This window comes from Vibrio sp. Vb1127 (assembly GCF_033338735.1).
Classification (GTDB): domain Bacteria; phylum Pseudomonadota; class Gammaproteobacteria; order Enterobacterales; family Vibrionaceae; genus Vibrio; species Vibrio alginolyticus.
Genome location: NZ_JAWOTF010000003.1, coordinates 202,426 through 225,863, shown reverse-complemented (window position 1 = coordinate 225,863; position 23,438 = coordinate 202,426). Strand labels below are relative to the sequence as shown.

The window sequence follows — 23,438 nt, the reverse complement described above, 5'->3', positions numbered from 1 at the left end:
CATAGAGTTAAGGAAAACTAATGTGAAAGATCGAATGCCTCCCTTACAGGGCTTGTATTACTTTTTCGTTGCAGCAAAGGAAGGAAGCTTTAAAACGGCAGCAAAAGAACTGTTTGTTACGCCAGCGGCCATTAGTCAGCAAATTCGTCATTTAGAAGAGTTCTTAGGCACGGACCTATTTGTTCGTCAGCACAGAAAAATCGTGCTCACACCTGAGGGAGAGCTACTGTTTAGTCAGGCAGAAAGAGGGTTTGCTCATTTGCAGCAAGGGGTAAGATTAGTCAATCAAGATCCAAACCCGAACCACCTTTCGATATCAACACTCCCCTCTTTCGCTCATCATTGGTTAGTCCCGAAAATTACGGCTTTTCGTCAGCGTCACCCTGATATCGCCTTGCTATTAGAACCAACCAATGATTTGGTGTCTTTTCAAGATAGCCAGATAGATTTATGTGTTCGTTACGGTTTAGGAAAGTACCCCAATTTAGAATCACAATGGCTAATGGACGAAGCTTTTTATCCAGCTTGTCATCCGGTGTACCAGAAAGAGCACGGGATCTATAACATCGAGGATTTAAGCAAAGCTGAGCTGATTGAAGATGTTTGGCCTGATCTTGATTGGAATATGTGGTTAGCAACCTTGGGTCACTGCGCAGCAAAGCCTACCTTAAAATACAGTGGATCACATCTCGTGCTTGAGGCTGCACTATCACTTCAAGGCGTGGCATTAGTAAAACACAGTTTAGCTCATCAATATTTTCGTTCTGGCAAATTGGTCCGAATTGGAGATATCGCTATCAAGCCCAACTTTGCGTATTACTTGTGTGCGCCAAAAGGCTACTTAAAAAGACCTAAAGCTCAATTGTTTGCGCAATGGTTGAAGGAAGAAATAGAAATATTTGAAAAGTCAGTGGTACCAGACTTTAAGACCATTGACCTAAAAGGCAACAGCACTAGAACGGCATCATAACAATCATCAAAACAAACGCTAAATAGGAATAAAACAAACACGCTCTGCGTATAAGACTGCTAAATACAAAAAGCCCCGCACTAAGCGGGGCTTTCAAGTTATAGAGTTAACTTAAGAATTACTTCTTAGCATTACGCTCTTTAACGTCAGCAATTACTTGCTCTGCAACGTTTGTTGGACATGGTGCGTAGTGTGAGAACTCCATAGAGAACTGACCACGACCAGAAGTCATAGTACGTAGAGTACCGATGTAACCAAACATTTCTGATAGAGGTACATCACCCTTGATACGTACGCCAGTAGAAGCTGCTTGTTGGTCTTTGATCATACCACGACGACGGTTAAGGTCACCGATTACGTCACCAACGTGATCTTCTGGAGTGAACACGTCAACTTTCATGATTGGCTCAAGAAGTTGCGCGCCAGCTTTAGGCATAGACTGACGGAATGCACCTTTCGCTGCGATTTCGTAAGCGATAGCTGAAGAGTCAACTGCGTGGAAACCACCGTCGAATAGTTCAACTTCAACGTCTAGAGTAGGGAAGCCAGCTAGAACACCGTGCTCCATCATTGACGCAAAGCCTTTCTCAACTGCAGGCCAGAATTCTTTAGGTACGTTACCACCAACAACTGTTGATTTGAACGTGAAGCCAGAGTTTGGCTCACCTGGTTTGATGCGGTAGTCGATCTTACCGAACTGACCAGAACCACCAGACTGTTTCTTGTGCGTGTAGCTATCTTCGATTGCTTGAGTGATAGTTTCACGGTAAGCAACCTGTGGAGCACCAACTTCTAGCTCAACGCCGTAAGTACGCTTAAGGATATCTACCTTGATGTCTAGGTGAAGTTCACCCATACCTTTCAGGATAGTTTCGCCTGAATCTTCATCAGTCTCAACTTGGAATGATGGATCTTCTGCAACCATTTTACCGATCGCGATACCCATCTTCTCAGAACCGCCTTTATCTTTAGGCTTAACTGCGATAGAGATTACTGGATCTGGGAAGATCATTGGCTCAAGAGTACATTCGTGCTTAGGATCACATAGAGTGTGACCAGTTTGAACGTTCTTCATACCAACTACAGCGATGATGTCACCAGCTTGTGCTGAATCGATTTCGTTACGCTCGTCCGCGTGCATCTCAACCATACGGCCGATACGCTCTGTTTTACCAGTTGCAGAGTTAAGGATTGTGTCACCTTTCTTCATCTTACCAGAGTAGATGCGGATAAAGGTTAGAGCACCGAAGCGGTCATCCATGATCTTAAATGCAAGAGCACGTAGTGGCTCGTCTGCAGATACAGTCGCAACTTCACCAGTTGGCTCACCAGTCTCTGAATCAGTTAGAGGCTGTGGATCAACTTCTGTTGGAGATGGTAGGTAATCAATTACCGCGTCAAGAATAAGTTGGATACCTTTGTTCTTGTACGCTGAACCACAGTAAGTTGGGAAGAATGCTAGATCACGAGTACCTTTACGGATACAACGTTTGATGTCTTCTAGAGATGGCTCTTCGCCTTCTTCTAGGTAAGCCATCATTAGATCTTCGTCTTGCTCTAGAGCAGTTTCGATTAGCATTTCACGGTATTCAGCAGCTTTCTCTACCATGTCTGCTGGAATATCTTGAACTTCGTAGTTCTCTGGTTGGCCAGACTCATCCCATACGTAAGCTTGTTGGCTTAGTACGTCTACAACACCTACGAAATCTTCTTCGATACCGATAGGTAGAGTCATAACTAGAGGTGTAGCACCTAGTACGTTCTGTACTTGATCTACAACTTTGTAGAAATCTGCGCCCATACGGTCTAGTTTGTTAACGAAGATCAGACGTGATACGTGTGATTCGTCAGCGTAACGCCAGTTAGTTTCTGACTGAGGCTCAACACCACCAGAACCACAGAATACACCGATACCACCGTCAAGTACTTTTAGAGAACGGTAAACTTCGATAGTGAAGTCAACGTGTCCAGGAGTATCGATGATGTTTAGACGGTGATCGTTCCAGAAACAAGTTGTTGCTGCAGACTGGATTGTGATACCACGCTCAGCTTCCTGCTCCATGAAGTCAGTAGTAGTTGAACCGTCGTGAGTGTCACCGATCTTATGGATCTTACCAGTTAGCTTTAGGATACGCTCTGTAGAGGTAGTTTTACCCGCGTCTACGTGAGCAAAAATACCAATGTTTCTGTATTTTGATAAATCAGTCATTGTCTTACTCTGTTAATAAGGTATAAAGTGCGCGCAGAGTATATCACATTCTGTCAATACTGATACCCTTGCGTGCGGATGGAAGAAAAAAAATTTTAACGTGAAATTTCCGTCCCCAAAGCATAGTCAAACACAGCAATTTATGTACTTTATTCGCATTTTATTGAGGACGGATAGAACAGTTTGTGATTGCACAAATACCATTCTTATGAGCATTACAGCTCGTCAAAAGCCTCTATCGCTTCCGACAATTTCTTAACGCCGTGAATTTGCATGCCAGGGATGCCACCTTTCGGCATGTTGGCTGCTGGCACGATGGCTTTCTTGAAACCATGTTTGAACGCTTCATTCAAACGCTCTTGCCCACTTGGCACTGGACGGATTTCGCCCGCAAGCCCTACCTCACCAAAAATCACCACATCTTTAGGGAGTGGACGGTCACGAAAACTCGATAAAAGCGCCATAACTAAAGCAAGATCAGCGCTTGTCTCCGTCACCTTAACACCGCCAACCACATTAACAAAGACATCTTGGTCTGCCATTTGTAAGCCACCATGCTTATGCAACACAGCGAGCAAAAGTGATAGGCGGTTCTGCTCCAAGCCGACCGCAACACGACGAGGGTTGGCTAACTGCGAGTAATCCACCAGCGCTTGAATCTCTACTAGTAGAGGGCGCGTGCCTTCCCAAACCACCATGACTGAAGAGCCTGATGTTTCTTCTTCACCACGAGAAAGGAAGATCGCTGATGGGTTACTCACTTCCTTCAATCCTTGGCCTGTCATTGCAAATACACCAAGCTCATTCACAGCACCAAAACGGTTTTTATGACTACGCAAAGTGCGGAATCGGCTATCCGTTCCACCATCGAGTAGTACCGAACAGTCGATAATGTGTTCAAGAACTTTGGGGCCCGCAAGGGTACCATCTTTTGTTACGTGACCAACAATAAATACCGCAACATTATTCTGTTTTGCGTATCGTGTCAGAGCCGTCGCAGATTCACGTACCTGAGCAACACTGCCAGGCGACGATTGAACATCAGAAACGTGCATCACCTGAATCGAGTCTATTACCATTATACGAGGCTGCTCTTTTTCGGCGATTTGGCAAATTTTGTCGACGTTCGTTTCCGATAGCATTTTTAAATGATCTTTCGGCAAGCCCAATCGGGAAGCACGCATTGCCACCTGCTGTAACGACTCTTCACCGGTTACGTAAAGCGTTGGCATTTGCGCAGATAAACTACACATGGTTTGCAACAGAAGTGTTGATTTACCTGCACCAGGGTTACCACCAATCAAAATTGCGGCACCTGGCACAACCCCACCACCCAACACACGGTCAAGCTCTTTAAACCCACTGGTGAAGCGAGGTACTTCTTGCAGATCAATTTCGGATAGCGTTTGAACCGTAGCTTCTGTTGCGGAACCAGCGTAGCCGCTTAAGCGTTCATTGCGAGCAACGGTTGGCGATGCAGCGATACGTACTTCTGTTATCGTATTCCATGCACCACATGCGTTACACTGCCCCTGCCAACGGGGAAAGTCCGCGCCACAATCATTACAAACATACGCTCGTTTTGCTTTCGCCATGATGCCTCAATTTTTTCTACAAATGTGACTAAGCACAGCCAAGTCAGACCTGAACTGAAATGAACTATTGATATACTTAAGTATTACTTCGCTTAGCCGATACAATTTAAAGTAACGACATACTCTAACAGAAATAATGCAGCAATCTGAAATTCTCTCGCTCGCAGAACGACTCATTCCCGTTTACGGTACGAATGACTTTGACTTTGTCCTTGGCCAACTGACCGAGGAAGAGCCGCCTTCGGCCAAAATTTTGGTTAAAATGGAACTTAACCGCTTAATGGCTCCATGCAAAAAAAGCATTGATTTGCGAGGTCGCGTTCAAGGCGAATGTCGCGAGTATATTTTGGATGGTATTCCACATTGGTTGGATGATGTTGCTTTCAACGCTTACCATAAAAACATCAAAAAGTTTGGCTGCTACACGGAAGGAATGTGGGAAGCATTGGTCAACACGCGAAATAACTTTCGCGTAATGAGCAAGCGCCTTACTCAGCAAAAAACGCAATCGTTAACGGATCCTAAAAGCCCGTTCTTAGCAGAACCCGTTCACCTAGGCTACGATTTAAAGCGCCAAGAAAAACGCTTGAAAGTCCAATCTCAAGTTGAAATTTGCCGTTCTAAAGGACAGCTTCTTCATGGATTAAGCATTGATTTATCTAGCTCTGGCGCAAAGTTCAAAGTCCCTAGCGCATTTAAATATAACCTTGGGGAAATTATTCAGGTCACGTTTACTGAATTTGCCAGCAAATCTAACGTTGCAGGTATAGAGAAACCGCTTGCATACCGCATACTCGCGGTTGATGACTGTTACGAAAATGACTCAGTTCGATACCTCAGAACCATACGCTTAACTGATACCAATGTCGTCACCAAAGTGATAGATGAAGCGCTCAACAGTGCTGCTAAAAGGGCTCGTCACGACAATCAAGACAAGATTATTCGAGCTCGAACTCGCGGTTATGAGCACATCGCACTAAAGCACACCAGCAGCTTGCCTCTATTCTTTGATGGTAGTGACCTAAAATTAGCAATGTTAACGCCAAACAATCAAAAGCTTTGGCAATACTGGCACGATGAGAGAAACCAGCAAATGTTTGGTTCCTTATTCAACGAGCAACGCATCGCGTCACTCATTAAGCCTGGTGTTAAAGGAACAACCAATGTCCTTTATTCATTTACTCACGAGCACGAGAATCGAACCTATTTCTATTCGATGTTTCGCCCAGAAGCAACTCGCGAACAGCGCCAGCTATTTTGGCATTTAGGTGGCAAACGAGAGAGTTGGCGCGCCTTTAGAATTTCAATCTTTGAACTATCAGAGCAAGAACAGGAAGACCTAGCAGCATTCTCTCCAGAGTTGGCAGAAACGTCTCAATCACTGACTCATATTGGTATTTTGCAAGAAATTGCTGACGAAAAATCAGGGCAGGATTACCTGCTAACTGAAAAGCCGCGCTTACCCGCTAATACGTTAAACGCGTTTCGTCATCCGAGAAGAGTTATCGGCAATCCAAAGGGCATTTATTTTGATGCAAAGTCTCGTCGTAAAGAGCCTCGTTATCGTTTTAAAACACCTTTAGAGTTGTACTCAGGACAAACTAAAACAGGCGGCTGTACTGTTGACCTTTCCAAACGAGGACTCGGAATTAGGCTAAGTGAGCCCACGATGTTACGTTCTGGGCAAGAGGTAAGAATCAACTTTCGAGAATTACAACTCTACGATAAAAAATTGCCGTTAATGTCGGTGCCATATCGAGTAATTCGTGTAAGCCCAGATGGTTGTAGCGTGCAGCTAGTTATTGATGAAAGCAGCCAAACCATGAAGGTAATCGCTTTTTTCAACAGTATTATCGAGCACAATCAAGACAAGCTAATCCCGCAAAAAGAGACGCTACCAAGTAATGCTCTACTTGAAAGGCTGCACTGCATGTTGCTCTCGCGTACGCTGAGCACGCCCATTTTTATCAGTAAGAGTACGTCATCTTCAATAAAAACCCCCGTTATCGGGGTGAACTTGCCGCTACCTAAACACATTGAGCTTTTTGCCCGTCTTGGGCATGACCAACTGTTGTCACTTGAACCTATCTTTAAAGGCCGGACAAGCACATTAATCGCAGAGCCAATAAAACGTGTAGAAGGTGCTCAAGCCAGACATCAGGATATCTACATAAGCGCCGCAAAAGTAGGCAATAAAATTACAGGTATTGAGTCAAAGCTTCATCAAGAGTTCAACAGCGTAAAAGAGCGGATTCAATTTATAAAGAAAGCGCGAATGATGGGTGACTTTTACGTGCTTCGCCTTTCTACTGCGCCAATTTTCGATCCGATGACATCATTACTGCAACAAGATTTAAGTGACTTAACCCAATTTGGTGTACATCAAGCAAGCAAGTTAGAAAAAGAGTTGACAGCGCTCGTTGGTTACAGTGAATTTGAAGACATTACTGAAGAGGTTGTAATTAGATTGGAGTTAACCGAGTAAATTCAAAGTCATACCAAATTGAAAAAAAACACCGCCTTTCTGGCGGTGTTTTTGAATGGGTGGTTAAGGTTTAGCTTTCCAGCTGACCTTTTGCTGCTTCACCAATGCGCCAGATAAAATACAGAGCACACCGCCCAACCCAGCAAAGCGAATCGCAGATTGCGCTTGAGCTTCCACTTTTGGTTTTGCGTGATACGCAATCCCTAATCCTGCCACCGACATCATCACAAGATCATTAGCGCCATCACCGACAGCAACCGTGTTGTGCTGCTCAATTTCATATTCATCCGCCAATTCCACTAGAATGTCTGACTTCATCTGCGCCGTTACCACATCACCAAGTACGTTACCCGTGAGTTTGCCGTCAATAATTTCTAATTGATTGGAGCGAGCAAAATCTAGGTCGACTTTATCTTTGATGTAATCAGAGAAGTAAGTAAAACCACCGGAAGCAATCGCTGTTTTCCAGCCCAAGGCTTTCAACGTCGCAATTAGCGCTTCAAAGTCCGGCATGAATGGTAACTGGGAACGAACTTGTTCAAGAATTGATTCATCGGCACCTTTGAGCTTACCAACTCGCTGACGTAAACTTTGCTCAAAATCCAGCTCACCTTGCATGGCACGTTCAGTGACTTCCGCTACCTCATCCCCTACTCCTGCCAGTTTCGCGATTTCATCAATACACTCTATCTGGATCGCCGTTGAATCCATATCAAATACAATCAACCCTTGGGTTGATAGATCGGGCACTTCATTAAGCGAGGCGTAATCTAGGTTGAGACTTTGTAAGATCGTTTCATGTTGAGGAGTCAACTCTCCGGCCATCAGGGCTACTTCATATTGGCCAACTTTCCACGTTTCTAGTATCGGGTTGTAAAAGCCGGTGAAGAAATCAATGTCTTCGAAGTGACTTGGCGAAAGGTACTCAGCAAATACGATCCAGTTTGCTTTTGCTTTATCTAATTGGGAGGCAAATCGAGTCTCGGGTAATCGTTTTAAAAGTGTCGTATGTTTTCTGATAGGCAAGCTTTTTGACGCGTCCATGTATATAATCCCTTATGACTTTGCTAAAACGTTACCTCAACAAACTAAAAAGGCAAGTCTTTGTTTTATTTTAAATGGATGAGTAAAGAGCATGAGTGAATCTTTGTTCTCAGTAAGGAATGCCCTAAGAATTCTGGCACTAATCCTGCTGTGTGTGATGTTGTTTATCACAATAAAAAACAGTGTTGTGATCAGTAAGGGTAATGAGAAAATTCAAGCACAACAGCTTGAAACACTCACCAAAGTTTTGATTTCACAGGCGTCTCTTTCTGCCAGTGAGATGATTTTAACTAAAGATCAAGAACGATTACTTCAGCTAACAAACCAGCTAGCACAAGACCGTTTAGTGTTTGATGCAACAATCTACGATGCACAGGGTGTACGTTTAGCGTCTAGTGAAGAGGCATTATCGGTACGCGAAGTTCTTGGCCTGGATACGCCTTTGGCAACAGCTTCCATTGGTCGCCAGCAGTTGGTTGAACCAGTTTTTGCAGATGGTGCGCTTATCGGTTTTGTTCGCGTGACCTTTGAGACGGGCCGGGTGACGGCAATTTCAGACCACCACTATCGCAAGAGCGATCGTTATATGTACATGATGGTCTTAATGAGCTTTGTCTGTGGTATGTTGTTCATCTTGATTTTACGTCGACAACCGATACGTCGTAAAAAAGCGCTAAACCTGCTGCTAACCAAGTAACTAGGTAGCGCTAACAACTCATATAAAAACAGCCCGCAATGTGCGGGCTGTTTTTTTAGCTCTTGAGAGCGAAAAATAGAATGACTCTTCGTCGCTTACTCTTCGTCACCAAGCAATACTGAATCTAGTGCGATTAGCATCATGTCGTTGAATGTCGTTTGACGCTCGTCAGATGTAGTCTGTTCGCCAGTCTTGATATGATCAGAAACCGTACAGATTGTCAGAGCTTTTGCACCGTATTCTGCCGCAACACCGTAAATACCAGCCGCTTCCATTTCAACACCAACAATGCCGTACTTGTCCATTACATCGAACATTTCTGGATCTGGCGTGTAGAAAAGCTCTGCTGAGAATAGGTTACCAACTTTAACGTCAATACCGCGAGCTTTTGCAGCGTCTTCTGCCGCACGAACCATGTTGTAGTCTGCGATTGCCGCGAAGTCATGACCTTTAAAGCGGATACGGTTCACTTTAGAGTCAGTACATGCACCCATGCCGATCACAACATCACGCACTTTGATGTCTTCATTCACTGCGCCACAGCTGCCAACACGGATGATTTTCTTCACGCCGAAGTCTTTGATTAGTTCAGTTGCGTAAATCGAGCATGATGGGATACCCATACCGTGGCCCATTACCGAGATCTTACGGCCTTTGTATGTGCCTGTGTAACCAAACATATTACGAACGTCACACACTTGAACGACATCTTCAAGGAAAGTCTCTGCGATGTATTTTGCACGTAGTGGATCGCCAGGCATCAGTACGACGTCTGCAAATGCACCCATTTCAGCATTGATATGTGGAGTTGCCATTTTCTTTTCCTTAACCTTTCTCTAGCGCTCCGCGCTTAAGGCGATATAAGCCAGAGTATTCTCATTTCCGACAAGCAGCATTTACATACTGCAAACATAAAACTAGGAGCAATCAAGCTCCTAGTTTTCAAAAACCTAACTAATTATAGGAAGTTCTTACCGTAATCCATTGGAGAAGTACCGAAGTAACTTGCCAATGTTTGACCGATATCTGCGAATGTTTCGCGGCGGCCAAGAGAACCAGCTGGTACTTTTTGACCATAAACCAATACTGGGATGTGCTCACGAGTATGGTCAGTGCCTGGCCATGTTGGGTCACAGCCGTGGTCTGCCGTTAGGATAAGCACATCGTCTTCTTCCATAATCTCTAGCACTTCGTTGATACGACCATCGAAGTACTCAAGTGCCGCTGCGTAACCCGCTACGTCACGACGGTGACCGTAAGCTGAGTCGAAGTCTACAAAGTTAGTGAATACGATCGTGTTGTCGCCCGCTTCTTTGATTTGCTCTAGCGTTGCTTCGAACAATGCAGGGATACCTGTCGCTTTCACTTTCTTAGTGATGCCGCAGTTTGCGTAGATATCAGCAATCTTACCAATAGAAACCACGTTGCCTTGCTTCTCTTCAACAAGTTTCTGTAGAACCGTTGCTGATGGTGGCTCAACAGAAAGGTCACGACGGTTACCGGTACGCTCAAATTGACCTTTACCAGCACCAACAAATGGACGCGCGATAACACGACCAATGTTGTAATCTTCTAGCTCTTCACGTGCGATTTGGCAAAGCTCTAGTAGACGGTCTAGACCGAAAGTCTCTTCGTGACATGCGATTTGGAATACAGAGTCAGCAGACGTGTAGAAGATTGGTTTGCCAGTCTTCATGTGCTCTTCACCAAGATCGTCAAGAACTTGAGTACCAGATGCGTGGCAGTTACCCAGGAAACCGTCAAGACCTGCACGCTCAAGAATGCGGTCAGTCAATTCTTTCGGGAAGCTGTTTGCTTTGTCAGTGAAGTAACCCCAGTCAAACAGAACAGGAACACCTGCGATTTCCCAGTGACCAGACGGCGTGTCTTTACCTGAAGAAAGCTCTGCTGCATGACCGTATGCACCAATGATTTCAGCGTCTGCGTCTAGTCCAGGTGCGAAGCGACCTGTCGATTCTTTATGCGCCATTGCCAAACCAAGTTTCGATAGATTTGGAAGGCGAAGTGCACCTTGGCGATTGTCGTTATCTGCTAAGCCTTTTTCACATTGGTCAGCGATGTGACCTAGTGTGTCTGAACCTACATCACCAAATTCTTTAGCGTCGGCAGTTGCACCGATACCGAATGAGTCTAGTACTAAAATAAATGCTCTTTTCATTGCTCGTTCCTTAGGCCCACTCGGCTTTTTATTATGGTTGAGTAGGCCTTGTGTAATTGCTTGTTCTATTAGATATCTTCTGCACGAATTTGGCGGTAAACCTCTGGAGTTGGTGTATATTCACCACCTACTTTGATTGCACTGCGCAGTGCTTTTGCCGCTTCTTCCCATTGCTCTTCAGTGCGAGCGTGGATGACCGCAAGAGGTTTATCACTGTCTGCGACCTCACCTAGGCGGATGAACTCGTCGAAACCAACTGCGTAGTCGATTTCATCAGTAGCAACTCGACGACCACCACCCATAGCAACCACTGCCATGCCGATAGCACGTGTATCCATTGCAGAGACAATGCCCGTTTCTGTTGCGTAAACTGGCTTGATGATTTCTGCTTTTTCTAAGTAGTTGTTGTAGTTTTCTACGAAGTCCGCAGGGCCGCCTAAGCCAGCAACCATCTTGCCGAAGCACTCAGCCGCTTTGCCGTTATCCAGCACTTCCATCAGTTTTGCGCGTGCGTCTTCTGTGTTCTCAGCAAGCTTGCCAAGTACTAACATTTCAGCACATGAAGCCATGGTCACTTCAAGTAGACGAGGGTTACGGTATTCACCTGTTAAGAAACGAACCGCTTCACGAACTTCTACTGCGTTACCCGCTGAAGACGCCAATACTTGGTTCATGTCCGTAAGAATTGCCGTAGTCTTAGTGCCAGCACCGTTTGCTACCGCAACGATTGATTTTGCTAGCTCTTCAGAAGCTTCGTAAGTTGGCATAAATGCACCTGAACCCACTTTTACGTCCATCACTAGCGATTCCAGACCCGCCGCCAGTTTCTTAGAAAGGATCGACGCCGTAATCAGGGAGATATTGTCTACCGTTGCGGTAATATCACGAGTAGCGTAAACACGCTTATCCGCAGGAGCAAGGTCACCAGTTTGACCGATGATCGCCACACCAGCGTCTTTGGTTACTTGACCAAAAACATCGTTGCTCGGCGTAATGTTGTAACCAGGGATAGATTCAAGTTTATCCAGCGTACCGCCTGTATGACCAAGACCGCGGCCAGAGATCATAGGTACGAAACCGCCACACGCTGCCACCATTGGGCCAAGCATTAAAGAAGTTACGTCACCCACACCACCGGTTGAGTGTTTGTCGACAATTGGACCACCGAAGTTCATGTGGCTCCAGTCGATAACCATGCCCGAATCACGCATTGCACACGTTAAGGCGATGCGCTCATCCATGGTCATTTCATTAAAGAAAATCGTCATAGCAAACGCCGCAATCTGACCTTCAGATACCGTGTTGTTCGCTACGCCTTGAATAAAGAAGTTGATTTCGTCTGCGGTAAGTACTTCACCGTCACGTTTTTTACGAATGATTTCTTGTGGTAAATACATTAGTGCCTCCCAAGCTCTTTTGAGCCATGGTTGTAGTAGGATAGAAGAGGTTTGGTAGCACCCGTTTAGGTGCTACCGTTCAGACGTATTATTGGAATTAGTACGCTGTTGGATCAGCGACGTCGTCCGATACTTCTAATGTATTTAGTAGGTTGGTTAGCAGGCTAGACGCACCAAAACGGTAGTGACGAGCATCAACCCAGTTGTCACCTAGGATTTCGTCAGCCATTGCTAGGTATGCTGCTGCGTCTTCAGCAGTGCGCACACCACCTGCTGGTTTGAAACCAACAGTTTCTGCAACACCCATGTCGCGAATAACTTCAAGCATCATGCGAGCGTATTCTGGTGTTGCGTTTACTGGCACTTTACCAGTTGAAGTTTTAATGAAGTCAGCACCTGCTTCAATACAGATTTGAGATGCTTTCTTGATTAGTGCTTCTTCTTTTAGTTCACCTGTTTCGATGATCACTTTAAGAAGAATGTCACCACAAGCTTCTTTACATTGCTTAACTAGTTCGAAGCCTACTTTCTCATCACCCGCCATTAGCGCGCGGTAAGGAAAAACTACGTCAACTTCGTCTGCACCGTAAGCAACCGCCGCTTTTGTTTCAGCAACTGCGATTTCAATGTCGTCGTTACCATGTGGGAAGTTCGTTACTGTTGCAATACGAACCTCTGGCGTACCTTGCTCACGAAGTGTCTTCTTAGCAATAGGAATAAAGCGAGGGTAAATACAAATTGCAGCTGTGTTGCCTACTGCTGTTTTCGCGTCATGACATAGTGAGATCACTTTTGCATCAGTGTCATCGTCATTCAACGTAGTTAGGTCCATAAGTTTAAGTGCACGTAGCGCTGCTGCTTTTAAATCGCTCATTTCTATCTCCGATCAATATTCAAAAAATTCACTACTCAGCCTTACATCACGTCTTTAACTATAATCAACAAGTCGAGACAATGTGAGTAAATGGCTAAACAGTCTATTAATGAACGGACTTGGTTCCCTGAAGACTCGGCATATACAGCGAAAATTTATCATATGCCAATTGCTATCCTTGTCACCGCACAGTACCAGTTTGGCCTATGGCACAACAATCTATGATTGCGGTGTCTTTAATATCACATCACAAAGCAAAACGCCTATTAGATCTGATATTGCAGGGCAATTCATTTGCCCATCGATTATGTAATATTCATTACGTGATTAAGAATCAAGCTTAACCACTATCCTGTGATTAATACATTATAGAGTTTCACCGCAAAACTGTAGCACCAAATAGAGCGCAAACGGTTTGTATCTCAAAATTTCCTAGCCCCTATTCCATTGACTGCGTAATACCTCGACTAAGGCAAACACCCGATGAAATTTTGGAGCCCGAAAAACGAAAAATGCCCCGCAGCAATCTCTTGCTACAGGGCATGATGTAAAACGGCGTCTATATATTAAGAACCGATTCTAATTATAGTGCTGCAAGGCTTAAGCAGAAGCCTGCAATTGTCGCTGCCATAAGGTTAGACAACGTACCTGCAAGAACTGCTTTAACACCCATGCGAGCGATGTCACTACGACGGTTTGGTGCAAGGCTACCTAGACCACCAAGTAGAATCGCGATAGAAGAAAGGTTCGCGAAACCACATAGTGCGAATGAGATGATAGCTGTTGTCTTCTCAGACATTACTTCACCAGTTGCCGCGATTACTTGAGCGTTTTCACCTAGATATGGTGTGAAGTTCAAGTAAGCAACGAATTCGTTCACTACGATTTTCTGACCGATGAATGAACCAGCTGTTACAGCTTCTGCCCATGGAACACCGATTAGGAATGCTAGTGGAGAGAACGCGTAACCTAGGATTAGCTCTAGCGTTAGTTCTGGCATGCCGAACCAACCACCGATGCCACCTAGCATACCGTTGATTAGCGCGATTAGACCAACGAATGCGATTAGCATTGCACCTACGTTAAGCGCAAGTTGTAGACCAGAAGCCGCACCGCCCGCAGCTGCGTCGATTACGTTAACTGGTTTGTCGTCACCGCCGTCCATCGCTTCTTCGATACTTTCGTGAGGCTGGTCAGTCTCTGGGTGAAGGATTTTAGCGAACAGTAGACCACCTGGTGCTGCCATGAATGATGCCGCAACTAGGTACTCTAGTGGAACACCCATAGATGCGTAACCAGCTAGTACACCACCAGCAACAGAAGCTAGACCACCACACATTACCGCGAATAGCTCTGATTGAGTCATTTTTGGAACGAATGGGCGAACAACTAGAGGTGCCTCAGTTTGACCTACGAAAATGTTAGCTGCCGCTGACATTGATTCCGCACGAGAAGTGCCTAGCGCTTTTTGTAGTGCGCCACCAAGAATCTTGATAACCCATTGCATAACGCCAATGTAGTAAAGAACTGAAATCAGTGCAGAGAAGAAGATCAGTGTAGGAAGAACACGGAATGCGAAGATGAAACCGCCGCCGCCGAATACTTCGAACATCTTGTCAGAAACAAGACCACCGAACAGGAATGATGAACCATCGTTACCGTAGTTGATAACGTTAGAAACACCTGAAGAGAAACCGTTTAGTAGATCACGGCCCCAAGGTACATACAGAACAAATGCACCTAATGCGAATTGGATAGCGAATGCGCCACCCACAGTTCTAAAGTTGATAGCTTTTCGGTTGTTAGAAAATGCCACTGCAATCGCAAGAAGCACTACCATACCGATTAGGCTCATAAACAGGCTCATAGTTTATGACTTCCTTATAAGTTATTTATTGGCGTGTTACAAAATGGAGCTATAAAGCGGGGGCAATTATACTCATGCAGAATCAATTAAAGTAATGCCAGCCTCACACTTTCCTATAAGATTCATGATTGATTCAACCAGCTTTGTGAGTTAATTCACAATAAGCAGGAAAACGTTTTCGATTTCAAACCACATCTTTAGATTTTATTCACATATCGAGAAAGCAAAATTGCTATTTTTCCACAGTTGAGAGGCAATCGATTGCTTTCGGCCGTTATGCAACTCTACGAGCTCATTAAAGACGTGAATGAGTTTGGCTGGGTGATTTGACTCCCCTTGATATCCAAGTATAGGCATATCTGGTGCGTCTGTTTCGATTACTAGGTTTTCGAGTGGTAATTTTTGAATTGCGTCGCGTGTTTTCTTGGCTCTTGGGTAGGTAATCGTTCCTCCTACACCGATAAAAAAACCTAATTTGACCCACTCCATGGCTTGCTGATAACTCCCAGAAAAAGCGTGTAGCACACCACCTCTAGGGAGATTCGCCGCTTTCACCATTTGAATGAGGCGATTGTGCGCTTTTCGGCTATGTAAAATAACTGGGAGCTCGAAGCGTCTAGCCAGCTCAAATTGAACTTCAAGTATCTTTTCTTGCAACTGTGGATCAACATCAATGGCAAAATCTAAACCACACTCTCCTATTGCCACGCACTGCTGCCCTTTTTGATTTAGATAGCCTTCTAGCTCTGTAAGGTGCTGCTCAACGTTATCTTCAAGAAAATACGGATGAAAGCCGAGCGCATAATACAAATTGGCATGTTGCTCTGCCAAAGTTTGAATACGAGCCCAGTTTTGCGGACCGACGGAAGGAATCAAAATTCTTGCGACGCCTTGCGTTTGAGCAAGCTCAAGTTGATGTGCAAAGTCATCTTGAAACACATCAAAATCAAAGTGGCAGTGCGTATCAAAGAGCTTCATCTTGACGCTTTTTATCTGTATCTGCGGGCAGAAAATCAGAGGATGGTTGGGCTTCACTCTTCTCTTCAGTTTGATGGGCTGGGTCTTTTCGATATGGGACACAACTGCGTTTCTGATCGGGAGTTAGCCCCATCTCTTTACACCAGTTGTCGTAACGCTTTAGCCCACGTTTAAACCAATTCATATCTTATCCTTATATAAAAACGCCCTTGGCTAAGTTTATAGCCAAGGGCGTTTTAAAATCTAGTTTGCGTTAAGGCTTACCCTAACCGAGCAAATTAGTGCTCACGCGTCGCACGGAAATCAACGTCAGGGAAACGCTCTTTCGCCAAGTTTAAGTTAACCATTGTTGGAGCGATATACGTTAGGTTATCACCACCATCCAATGCTAAGTTCGCTTGATTCTTGCGTTGGAACTCATCCAGTTTCTTCGCATCACCACACTCAACCCAACGAGCAGTTGCAACGTTAATGCCTTCATAAATCGCTTCAACGTTATACTCAGATTTCAAACGAGCCACAACAACATCGAACTGAAGTACACCAACGGCACCAACGATCAGATCGTTGTTCTGTAGAGGACGGAATACCTGTACCGCACCTTCTTCTGATAGCTGAACCAAACCTTTGAGAAGCTGCTTCTGCTTTAATGGATCTTTCAGGCGAATACGACGGAATAGTTCCGGAGCGAAGTTCGGAATACCAGAGAACTTCAGTGATTCACCTTGCGTAAAGGTATCACCAATCTGAATAGTGCCGTGGTTGTGTAGACCAATAATGTCACCGGCGTAAGCGTGTTCTGCACGTGCACGGTCACCAGCCATAAAGGTTACTGCATCAGAGATACTCACTTGCTTGCCAAGACGAACGTGGTTCATCTTCATACCTTGCGTGTAAGTGCCCGATACAATACGCATGAATGCGATACGGTCGCGGTGTTTTGGGTCCATATTCGCTTGGATCTTAAATACGAAACCAGAGAACTTCTCTTCAGTCGCTTCAACTTCACGTTCAACCGCTTGACGAGTTTTCGGCGCTGGAGCCCATTCAGTTAGACCGTCTAGCATATGATCCACACCAAAGTTACCTAATGCAGTACCGAAGTAAACTGGCGTCAGGTCACCTGTTAGGAACATTTCCAAATCAAACTCAGGGCAAGCACCCATGACAAGCTCAAGCTCTTCTCGAACACTTTCCGCAAGGCCTGCACCAACTTTTTCATCAAGCTCTGGGTTATCGAGACCTTTGATGATTCGAACTTCTTGAATCTCATGACCGTGACCTGATTCGTATAAAATCGTTTCATCACGGTGAATGTGGTACACACCTTTAAACTCTTTACCACAGCCGATTGGCCATGTAATTGGCGCACACATCATGCCCAACTCGTTTTCTACCTCGTCCAATACTTCCATTGGATCACGAACGTCACGGTCAAGTTTGTTCATGAAGGTTACGATTGGCGTGTCACGCAGACGCGTTACTTCCATCAGCTTACGTGTACGATCCTCGACACCTTTCGCCGCATCAATAACCATCAAACACGAGTCTACTGCCGTTAACGTACGGTATGTATCTTCCGAGAAGTCTTCGTGTCCAGGCGTATCAAGTAGGTTTACCAGACAGTCATTGTAAGGGAACTGCATTACAGAAGTGGTTACCGAGATACCACGTTCTTTTTCCATTTCCATCCAGTCTGATTTTGCGTGCTGTGCGTTACCACGACCTTTAACCGTACCTGCTTTTTGGATCGCGTTTCCGAATAAAAGGACTTTTTCAGTAATGGTGGTTTTACCCGCATCTGGGTGAGAAATAATAGCGAACGTTCTGCGCTTAGACACTTCGCCTAAAAAAAGGGGATTTGACATTAGTTAATCTTCTAAATTACTTTCATGCTCACAAAATAGGCAAGCATATCTACTATTCGATATTGTGCGGTATTCTCGCTTATTATCGCTGTGCTAGCAAACTGGAAAGACATGAACTGAATTTACTCGGCTCACCAGCCTTTACCTGCAACTAACAAGGGAAAGCCAGATCCACACAAAGAGATGTAAAAATTCAAAAAACTATTATTACATATTCAAAAGCCTCGAATCCGGATACGCATTTAAAGCATAAGTGTTGATGAGGTAATTAGTAACGGCCTAAAACTAACTCAAAAATAAGTAACTCATGATAATGGCGTCTTCCTTACCATTTCCCGATTTAGCTGGGTAATAGTTGTAACGACGGTCCACTTCATTAAAACCTGCTTGCTCATAAATATGGATAGCTGGGTGATTACTTTCACGCACTTCTAACCAAGCACTCTCTGCTTTGGCTTGTTCACAGTATTCAATAAACGCGTCCAGCAATTTTTGCCCTAGCCCTCTGCCCTGTTGAGAAGGCGCTACTGCAATATTTAATAGTGTCACTTCTCCAACAATATTCTGTCCATAGAAGTAACCAACCACTTGAGAGCCTTCCAGCATCACATGATGGCAAGCACCGCGACTGGATAAGTCACGAACCAAAGATTCGGCCCAAGGGTGAGAATGTGCTTGCTGCTCGATTTGCCAAACTTGGTCGAGGTGCTCTGCACGCATCGGCGTAATTTCAATTGTCACGCATTAGCTCCGTTAAGAAGAGTACGAACAGATTTGTTGCCACAATGCGCGGCGCTGTTCGTTATTACCATCAATATCTTGTAATAGTGGCGAGGTCAGGTGCTTTGCCTTGATGCTTTGATCAGCCTCACAGCCTGCAAACCACACCCACTCTAGCTGATGTTCACCCAGCATGGATAAGCGCTCAGGCTCTAGGTGTAGCGCATCATCAAGCGTGAGCTTAATGCTTTTTAATACGCGCTCAAACATCAATGCCGTCTCGTTTTCTGGACATATTGGCGATACCAATAGGAGTTTACATGAACTTTGCAAATCCAATAATGGCGATTGATAGCCTTCCAGTCTTTCAGGGTGTACCAGCTCCCATGTGCTGATCCCCATTTCACGTAAATACTGTTTCTCGTTAATTGACATTTTCCGTCACCTATTTGAACGAGGGCAATCCTATCAAATTATCGCGATTATACCTAAAGGACTTCAAGGAACACCTGAACACAATGAGATGATTTGGATATTCCTGAACATAGCGTTTTGCCAACGGCCACACATTGGGTATGACATATGAGGTACATTATGAAATTCTTAAATACGCTACTACTTTGCACACTGGTAGCCGCCACCAGCGTGAGTGTTTTTGCTAATAACAGCGATGAGTGGGAGCTGATTGCAACGAAAACCGTTAACTTTCATACAGAAACAGATACCGTGACACCAAATAGCCTATTCCGAAACCGAAGCTTCAGTAAAATAAAACTAAAATGTGTGCAAGGAACGGTAGACATGAATGGTTTAAAAGTCGTCATGACAGATGGTAGTGAGAAAAAGCTTTCCTCTATGGGCGTACTAACAAGCGGATTGTCGACTCGTGCCTGGAGCCTTCCAGGTACAAAAGAAGCCAAGCTAAAACGGATTGAAATGACTTACAGTAGCTGGGGAAGCACAAAACTTAGCCTGCTAGGGGTAAGTAAAAAAGCGAAAATAGAGGTCTGGGGCAAAAAGAAAAGTAACCAGTCATCCTAACCTCCCTATCTCAGTTTTCAGTGAATAAGAAAGAAGCCCACTTAGTCGTGGGCTTCTTTCATTTACAGTTCAGAGAACTCTGGCGCATAGTCTATGCGTCCGGAGCGTCCAGCACATTGACCTTCGACCAACTCTGCGACTCGAAATGCACCTTTAGGGACATCCCAAGCACATTCAAAGCCCATCTCGTCGCATGATTGAAAACCCTGGCGCGCGTAATAATCAGGATCGCCCAACACCACACACACTGGATAGCCAAAATAACGCAGTGAATCAAAACCTTCTTTGATCAACTCTGCAGCGATGCCTTGGCGACGGTAATCTTCATGAACAGCTAATGGCGCTAGCCCTTGCCATGACAAATCTTCACCATTTAAGGTCACAGGGCTAAATAAAGCATGGCCTATCACCTCTCCCTCATCTGTACACGCGACTAAGGAAAGCGTGAATTTGCTGTTTTCGCGCAAACGCATCACAAGCTCAGCTTCAGCTTCCGTCGGGAAGGCGTGTTTCAATAAGCGGTCAATGGTAAGAATGTCCGCTGGGGCTTCAGTTCGAATAAGCATTCGCTACTCCGGTTGGTTGTGCAGGCGCTTGAACTCCTTTCTGAACAAAATCAGCCAATTGATTCAAAGCGACTTGCATTGCTTTCGGTAACTGCTCTAAGTCGACACTGTCCATTAAGTTTTTCACTTCTAAGCCAAGCTCAGTATCACCTTCAATTGAAAGGCGACGTTGGAAGAACAGTGTGTCAGGGTCTTCTTTACGACCAGCAATCAGTACTAGGTCGTTTAGATTACCACTAAAACTCACATCTTCCTGAACTGGTTTTTCAGCTACCACCAATTTTTCGTCTTGATAGCTGATGTACCATGCTAAGTTCAAGTCTTTAATCGCAACTTTTAACCACTTATCTTCAAGGAACTCAAAGTCACCATCTTCCAAGGCTTCTTTAAACACCATTTTTAGCCCTTCCAGCAACGCTTTTTGCTGAATTGGCTGTGGTAATAACTGGACTGGAGAACGCAAAATATTAGCTGCGTTCTTTACTAGTTGACTGCGAATCTTGTTTAACACGTTCATTATCCGTTACTTTGTCATTAGGTTGCTTATATTAAGCAATCGTGGCGATGAGATTACTGTTATGTATCAATAAAGTGCTTATTTTAGATTGGTGGTTTATTGCTCACTAACGCTTCTTTTTTTGAACTTACGTGTATTATTGATGCGAACAGGTGGATAAACACTTTTACAACCGTATTTTCAAAGTTATAGTTATCTGAGCGTATCCATGTGATTGTCGACTGCACAGCTAAAACCGCGAGCCCTTTAATGGCAAGTAACACTTTGGCTTGGTGGTAGATCGCCGCAGGCTTATCAGGGTGTCGCTTTTTATACACGGACGAATAATCTGGCTCATTGGAGATCGGTAATACCCTAATGCCTTCCCAGCAATTAAAACATTGGTTTGCCACGCTAACCTCAAATAGCCCTTTCTTCTTTGCCATTCTTGATAAAAAACACAATTATCGAATGGTAAGTGACCGTTACTGCGATATCGCAGGTTTAAGTCATGAGGAAATCGTCGGCTTAAACGATTGCCAAGTGCTGGGTGAACAGTTTTATAAGAAGCTTGCACCATACTATCAGCGCGCGTTCAAAGGGGCACATGTCGAAGCCGAAATCACGCTCGATGAAACCGACCTTGAAACCAGTCTTCACTTTAGTCTTTCGCCAGTTTTTGAAGGTAACGACATTCGCTTTGTTGTTTTTCACGCTGTCGATACTTCAGAAAAGCAGATACTCGTTCGCTCCTTAGAAGAGTCCGAAAGTAAGTTTGCGAAGTTAACACAACTGCTACCAGACGGCTTACTGCTTATCGAAGATGATATTGTCATCTCTGCGAACCCCGCATCAGCGCGCCTTCTCGGACTTAACTCTCCTCATGAATTGTTGGGCGAAGAGCTAAGTCGTTTATTCATCGATGAAAACAGTAAAAAGGTATTTAGTCATCGATTGAGTACATTAATTTCTGACAAACCTTTTGTCTGCTTAACCAGCGCAAGATGCGGCTTTGAACGGAAAGTTCAGCTACACGCGGATTCCACGGCGATATTAGGTAGCGAATCTCAAATTATCCTAATCCAAGATGCTGATGATGCGCCCAAAAACCTGTCTTCTGCATCGAATGAAGACATACACATTGACTCGCTCACCAAACTCTACAACCGCTTTGGCTTCACCAAACGTTTGGAACAGCTGATCAAAAAGCAAACACCGCTTCTGGTGTTCTATTTGGATATCGATAACTTCAAAAACATTAATGACTCACTTGGTCACCATATTGGCGATAAAGTGATTCAAGAGGTATCGGCCCGTCTTAAACGGTTACTGCCAAACCAAGCGATTATTGGTCATTTGGGTGGCGATGAGTTTGGTGTCATTCTGCCGGAGCCAGAAAATACCCGCATGGCTGAAATTTTGTCCGATCGCATTATCTCGTTGATCAACCAGCCTTTCGATTTACACCACTTCAGCAAACGCCTTGCCTGTTCAATTGGTAGCGTTCGATACCCTGAAGACGGACAAGATGCGCGAATCCTACTCCAAAATGCCGATACTGCGATGTATGAAGCCAAAGATCGTGGTAGAAATCGTCTGATCAAATTTAACGATCAAATGAACAAAGAAGCGCGTATGCGTTTGTGGCTTGAAATCGAACTGCAAAAAGCATTGCAGCAGAACGGTTTGGAAGTGTGGTATCAACCTAAGGTTAACGCGCGAGACTTCAGTATCAACGGCGCAGAAGCGCTCGTTCGTTGGAAGCATCCAGTCGAAGGGTACATTAGTCCTGGCTCATTCATTCCTGTCGCCGAGCGCGCTGGGTTAATCGAACACCTTGGACGTGTCGTGATGCGTGATGTTTTCAATACGGTAAAACGTTGGAAGCAACAAAGCATACTGCCAGGCCGTGTCGCCATCAACCTCTCTCCCGAGCAATTTGGCAACCCACAGCTGATCGACTTTATGGAAAAGCTGCTTCGCACTACCGAGCTTGATCCAAGCTGCATTACCTTCGAGCTAACCGAAAGTGCCGTGATGAGTGATAGCGAACATACACTGCAAATGTTGAATGCGATTAAAAAGCTTGGCTTCGCTCTCTCTATCGATGACTTTGGTACCGGCTACTCTTCTCTTTCCTACTTAGCGCGTTTCCCTATTGACGAGCTAAAAATCGACCGCGCTTTTATTAATGATATCGACACACTACCGAAACAAGTCACTGTGATTGAAAACATCATTAACCTAGGTAAGTCGCTCGACTTAACTGTCGTTGCCGAGGGGGTGGAAACCCACCAGCAAGCGACCCTGCTCTCTAACCTTCAATGTAATGCGATTCAAGGATTCCATTTTTATCGCCCGCAGCCAAAACATGAAATTGAAGAGCTGTTTGTACAGAATCGTCGTCACAAGAACTAACCCCGACCCGATACCCTTACTCGCAAGGGGTAAA

Annotated in this window: 21 protein-coding genes; 6 read left to right on the top strand and 15 right to left on the bottom strand. The window is 44.8% G+C overall.

What is annotated here, in order from left to right; all coding sequences use genetic code 11:
• The first annotated feature begins 22 nt into the window (after window positions 1–22).
• Complete coding sequence (locus R7H07_RS07130) at window positions 23–970, top strand: LysR substrate-binding domain-containing protein (protein ID WP_017820432.1); 948 nt, start codon at window positions 23–25, stop codon at window positions 968–970.
• 118 nt (window positions 971–1,088) lie between these two features.
• Here the strand turns inward: R7H07_RS07130 and fusA are convergent, their stop codons facing one another.
• Together fusA and radA are read right to left on the bottom strand one after the other, a co-directional pair.
• A complete protein-coding gene (gene fusA / locus R7H07_RS07125) occupies window positions 1,089–3,179 on the bottom strand; it encodes an elongation factor G (protein ID WP_005386444.1) in 2,091 nt (696 codons plus the stop codon).
• Between the two features lie 215 nt (window positions 3,180–3,394).
• Window positions 3,395–4,774 carry a DNA repair protein RadA gene (radA, locus tag R7H07_RS07120; protein ID WP_005386443.1) on the bottom strand — a complete coding sequence of 460 codons (1,380 nt, stop codon included), beginning with the start codon at window positions 4,772–4,774 and terminating at the stop codon, window positions 3,395–3,397.
• A 136-nt stretch (window positions 4,775–4,910) separates the two neighbouring features.
• Here radA and R7H07_RS07115 point away from each other — a divergent pair, with 136 nt between their 5' ends.
• The gene (locus R7H07_RS07115; RefSeq protein ID WP_065274783.1) at window positions 4,911–7,259 is read left to right on the top strand and encodes a PilZ domain-containing protein; all 2,349 of its coding nucleotides are present in this window, start codon (window positions 4,911–4,913) and stop codon (window positions 7,257–7,259) included.
• A gap of 63 nt (window positions 7,260–7,322) precedes the next feature.
• Here the strand turns inward: R7H07_RS07115 and serB are convergent, their stop codons facing one another.
• Window positions 7,323–8,303 (bottom strand): phosphoserine phosphatase, encoded by a 981-nt coding sequence (serB, locus tag R7H07_RS07110; RefSeq protein ID WP_005386439.1) that lies wholly within the window; start codon window positions 8,301–8,303, stop codon window positions 7,323–7,325.
• Between the two features lie 91 nt (window positions 8,304–8,394).
• On the opposite strand from serB, the gene R7H07_RS07105 reads away from it, so the two are divergent.
• The gene (locus tag R7H07_RS07105) at window positions 8,395–9,000 is read left to right on the top strand and encodes a YtjB family periplasmic protein (RefSeq protein ID WP_065274784.1); all 606 of its coding nucleotides are present in this window, start codon (window positions 8,395–8,397) and stop codon (window positions 8,998–9,000) included.
• A gap of 95 nt (window positions 9,001–9,095) precedes the next feature.
• Here the strand turns inward: R7H07_RS07105 and deoD are convergent, their stop codons facing one another.
• The 4 genes from deoD to deoC form a co-directional block, all read right to left on the bottom strand.
• The gene (gene deoD, locus R7H07_RS07100) at window positions 9,096–9,815 is read right to left on the bottom strand and encodes a purine-nucleoside phosphorylase (RefSeq protein ID WP_005380140.1); all 720 of its coding nucleotides are present in this window, start codon (window positions 9,813–9,815) and stop codon (window positions 9,096–9,098) included.
• Window positions 9,816–9,958: 143 nt separating this feature from the next.
• Window positions 9,959–11,179, bottom strand: a complete 1,221-nt coding sequence (locus tag R7H07_RS07095; RefSeq protein ID WP_005386434.1) for a phosphopentomutase — start codon at window positions 11,177–11,179, stop codon at window positions 9,959–9,961.
• Window positions 11,180–11,247: 68 nt separating this feature from the next.
• On the bottom strand, window positions 11,248–12,576 hold the full coding sequence (deoA, locus tag R7H07_RS07090) for a thymidine phosphorylase (protein ID WP_064376470.1): 1,329 nt from the start codon (window positions 12,574–12,576) through the stop codon (window positions 11,248–11,250).
• A gap of 97 nt (window positions 12,577–12,673) precedes the next feature.
• On the bottom strand, window positions 12,674–13,450 hold the full coding sequence (deoC, locus tag R7H07_RS07085) for a deoxyribose-phosphate aldolase (protein WP_005380133.1): 777 nt from the start codon (window positions 13,448–13,450) through the stop codon (window positions 12,674–12,676).
• Window positions 13,451–13,540: 90 nt separating this feature from the next.
• Here deoC and R7H07_RS07080 point away from each other — a divergent pair, with 90 nt between their 5' ends.
• Complete coding sequence (locus R7H07_RS07080) at window positions 13,541–13,675, top strand: hypothetical protein (RefSeq protein ID WP_005391675.1); 135 nt, start codon at window positions 13,541–13,543, stop codon at window positions 13,673–13,675.
• Window positions 13,676–14,033: 358 nt separating this feature from the next.
• Here R7H07_RS07080 and R7H07_RS07075 read toward each other — a convergent pair whose 3' ends face one another.
• From R7H07_RS07075 to R7H07_RS07050, 6 genes are all read right to left on the bottom strand, one after another.
• The gene (locus tag R7H07_RS07075) at window positions 14,034–15,317 is read right to left on the bottom strand and encodes a NupC/NupG family nucleoside CNT transporter (protein WP_005380131.1); all 1,284 of its coding nucleotides are present in this window, start codon (window positions 15,315–15,317) and stop codon (window positions 14,034–14,036) included.
• A gap of 204 nt (window positions 15,318–15,521) precedes the next feature.
• Window positions 15,522–16,295: a TatD family hydrolase gene (locus R7H07_RS07070; RefSeq protein ID WP_005380129.1), complete on the bottom strand. Its 774-nt coding sequence runs from the start codon at window positions 16,293–16,295 to the stop codon at window positions 15,522–15,524.
• Window positions 16,282–16,479, bottom strand: a complete 198-nt coding sequence (locus R7H07_RS07065) for a DUF5363 family protein (RefSeq protein WP_005380125.1) — start codon at window positions 16,477–16,479, stop codon at window positions 16,282–16,284. The genes R7H07_RS07070 and R7H07_RS07065 overlap by 14 nt, the downstream gene beginning before the upstream one ends.
• A gap of 94 nt (window positions 16,480–16,573) precedes the next feature.
• Entirely contained in the window at window positions 16,574–18,163 is a 1,590-nt protein-coding gene (prfC, locus tag R7H07_RS07060) for a peptide chain release factor 3 (RefSeq protein WP_005380123.1), read from the bottom strand.
• A gap of 285 nt (window positions 18,164–18,448) precedes the next feature.
• Window positions 18,449–18,904: a ribosomal protein S18-alanine N-acetyltransferase gene (gene rimI, locus R7H07_RS07055; RefSeq protein WP_005380122.1), complete on the bottom strand. Its 456-nt coding sequence runs from the start codon at window positions 18,902–18,904 to the stop codon at window positions 18,449–18,451.
• 12 nt (window positions 18,905–18,916) lie between these two features.
• On the bottom strand, window positions 18,917–19,318 hold the full coding sequence (locus R7H07_RS07050) for a DNA polymerase III subunit psi (protein ID WP_005380121.1): 402 nt from the start codon (window positions 19,316–19,318) through the stop codon (window positions 18,917–18,919).
• 159 nt (window positions 19,319–19,477) lie between these two features.
• Here R7H07_RS07050 and R7H07_RS07045 point away from each other — a divergent pair, with 159 nt between their 5' ends.
• Window positions 19,478–19,924, top strand: coding sequence for a hypothetical protein (locus R7H07_RS07045; RefSeq protein ID WP_005380120.1), 447 nt, complete (start codon window positions 19,478–19,480; stop codon window positions 19,922–19,924).
• A gap of 62 nt (window positions 19,925–19,986) precedes the next feature.
• Here the strand turns inward: R7H07_RS07045 and R7H07_RS07040 are convergent, their stop codons facing one another.
• The gene (locus R7H07_RS07040) at window positions 19,987–20,490 is read right to left on the bottom strand and encodes an N-acetyltransferase (RefSeq protein WP_318128761.1); all 504 of its coding nucleotides are present in this window, start codon (window positions 20,488–20,490) and stop codon (window positions 19,987–19,989) included.
• Window positions 20,474–21,001, bottom strand: coding sequence for a ubiquinone anaerobic biosynthesis accessory factor UbiT (locus tag R7H07_RS07035; RefSeq protein WP_005394645.1), 528 nt, complete (start codon window positions 20,999–21,001; stop codon window positions 20,474–20,476). The genes R7H07_RS07040 and R7H07_RS07035 overlap by 17 nt, the downstream gene beginning before the upstream one ends.
• 363 nt (window positions 21,002–21,364) lie before the next feature.
• Here R7H07_RS07035 and R7H07_RS07030 point away from each other — a divergent pair, with 363 nt between their 5' ends.
• The gene (locus tag R7H07_RS07030) at window positions 21,365–23,404 is read left to right on the top strand and encodes a bifunctional diguanylate cyclase/phosphodiesterase (protein ID WP_065274794.1); all 2,040 of its coding nucleotides are present in this window, start codon (window positions 21,365–21,367) and stop codon (window positions 23,402–23,404) included.
• Window positions 23,405–23,438 lie beyond the last annotated feature (34 nt).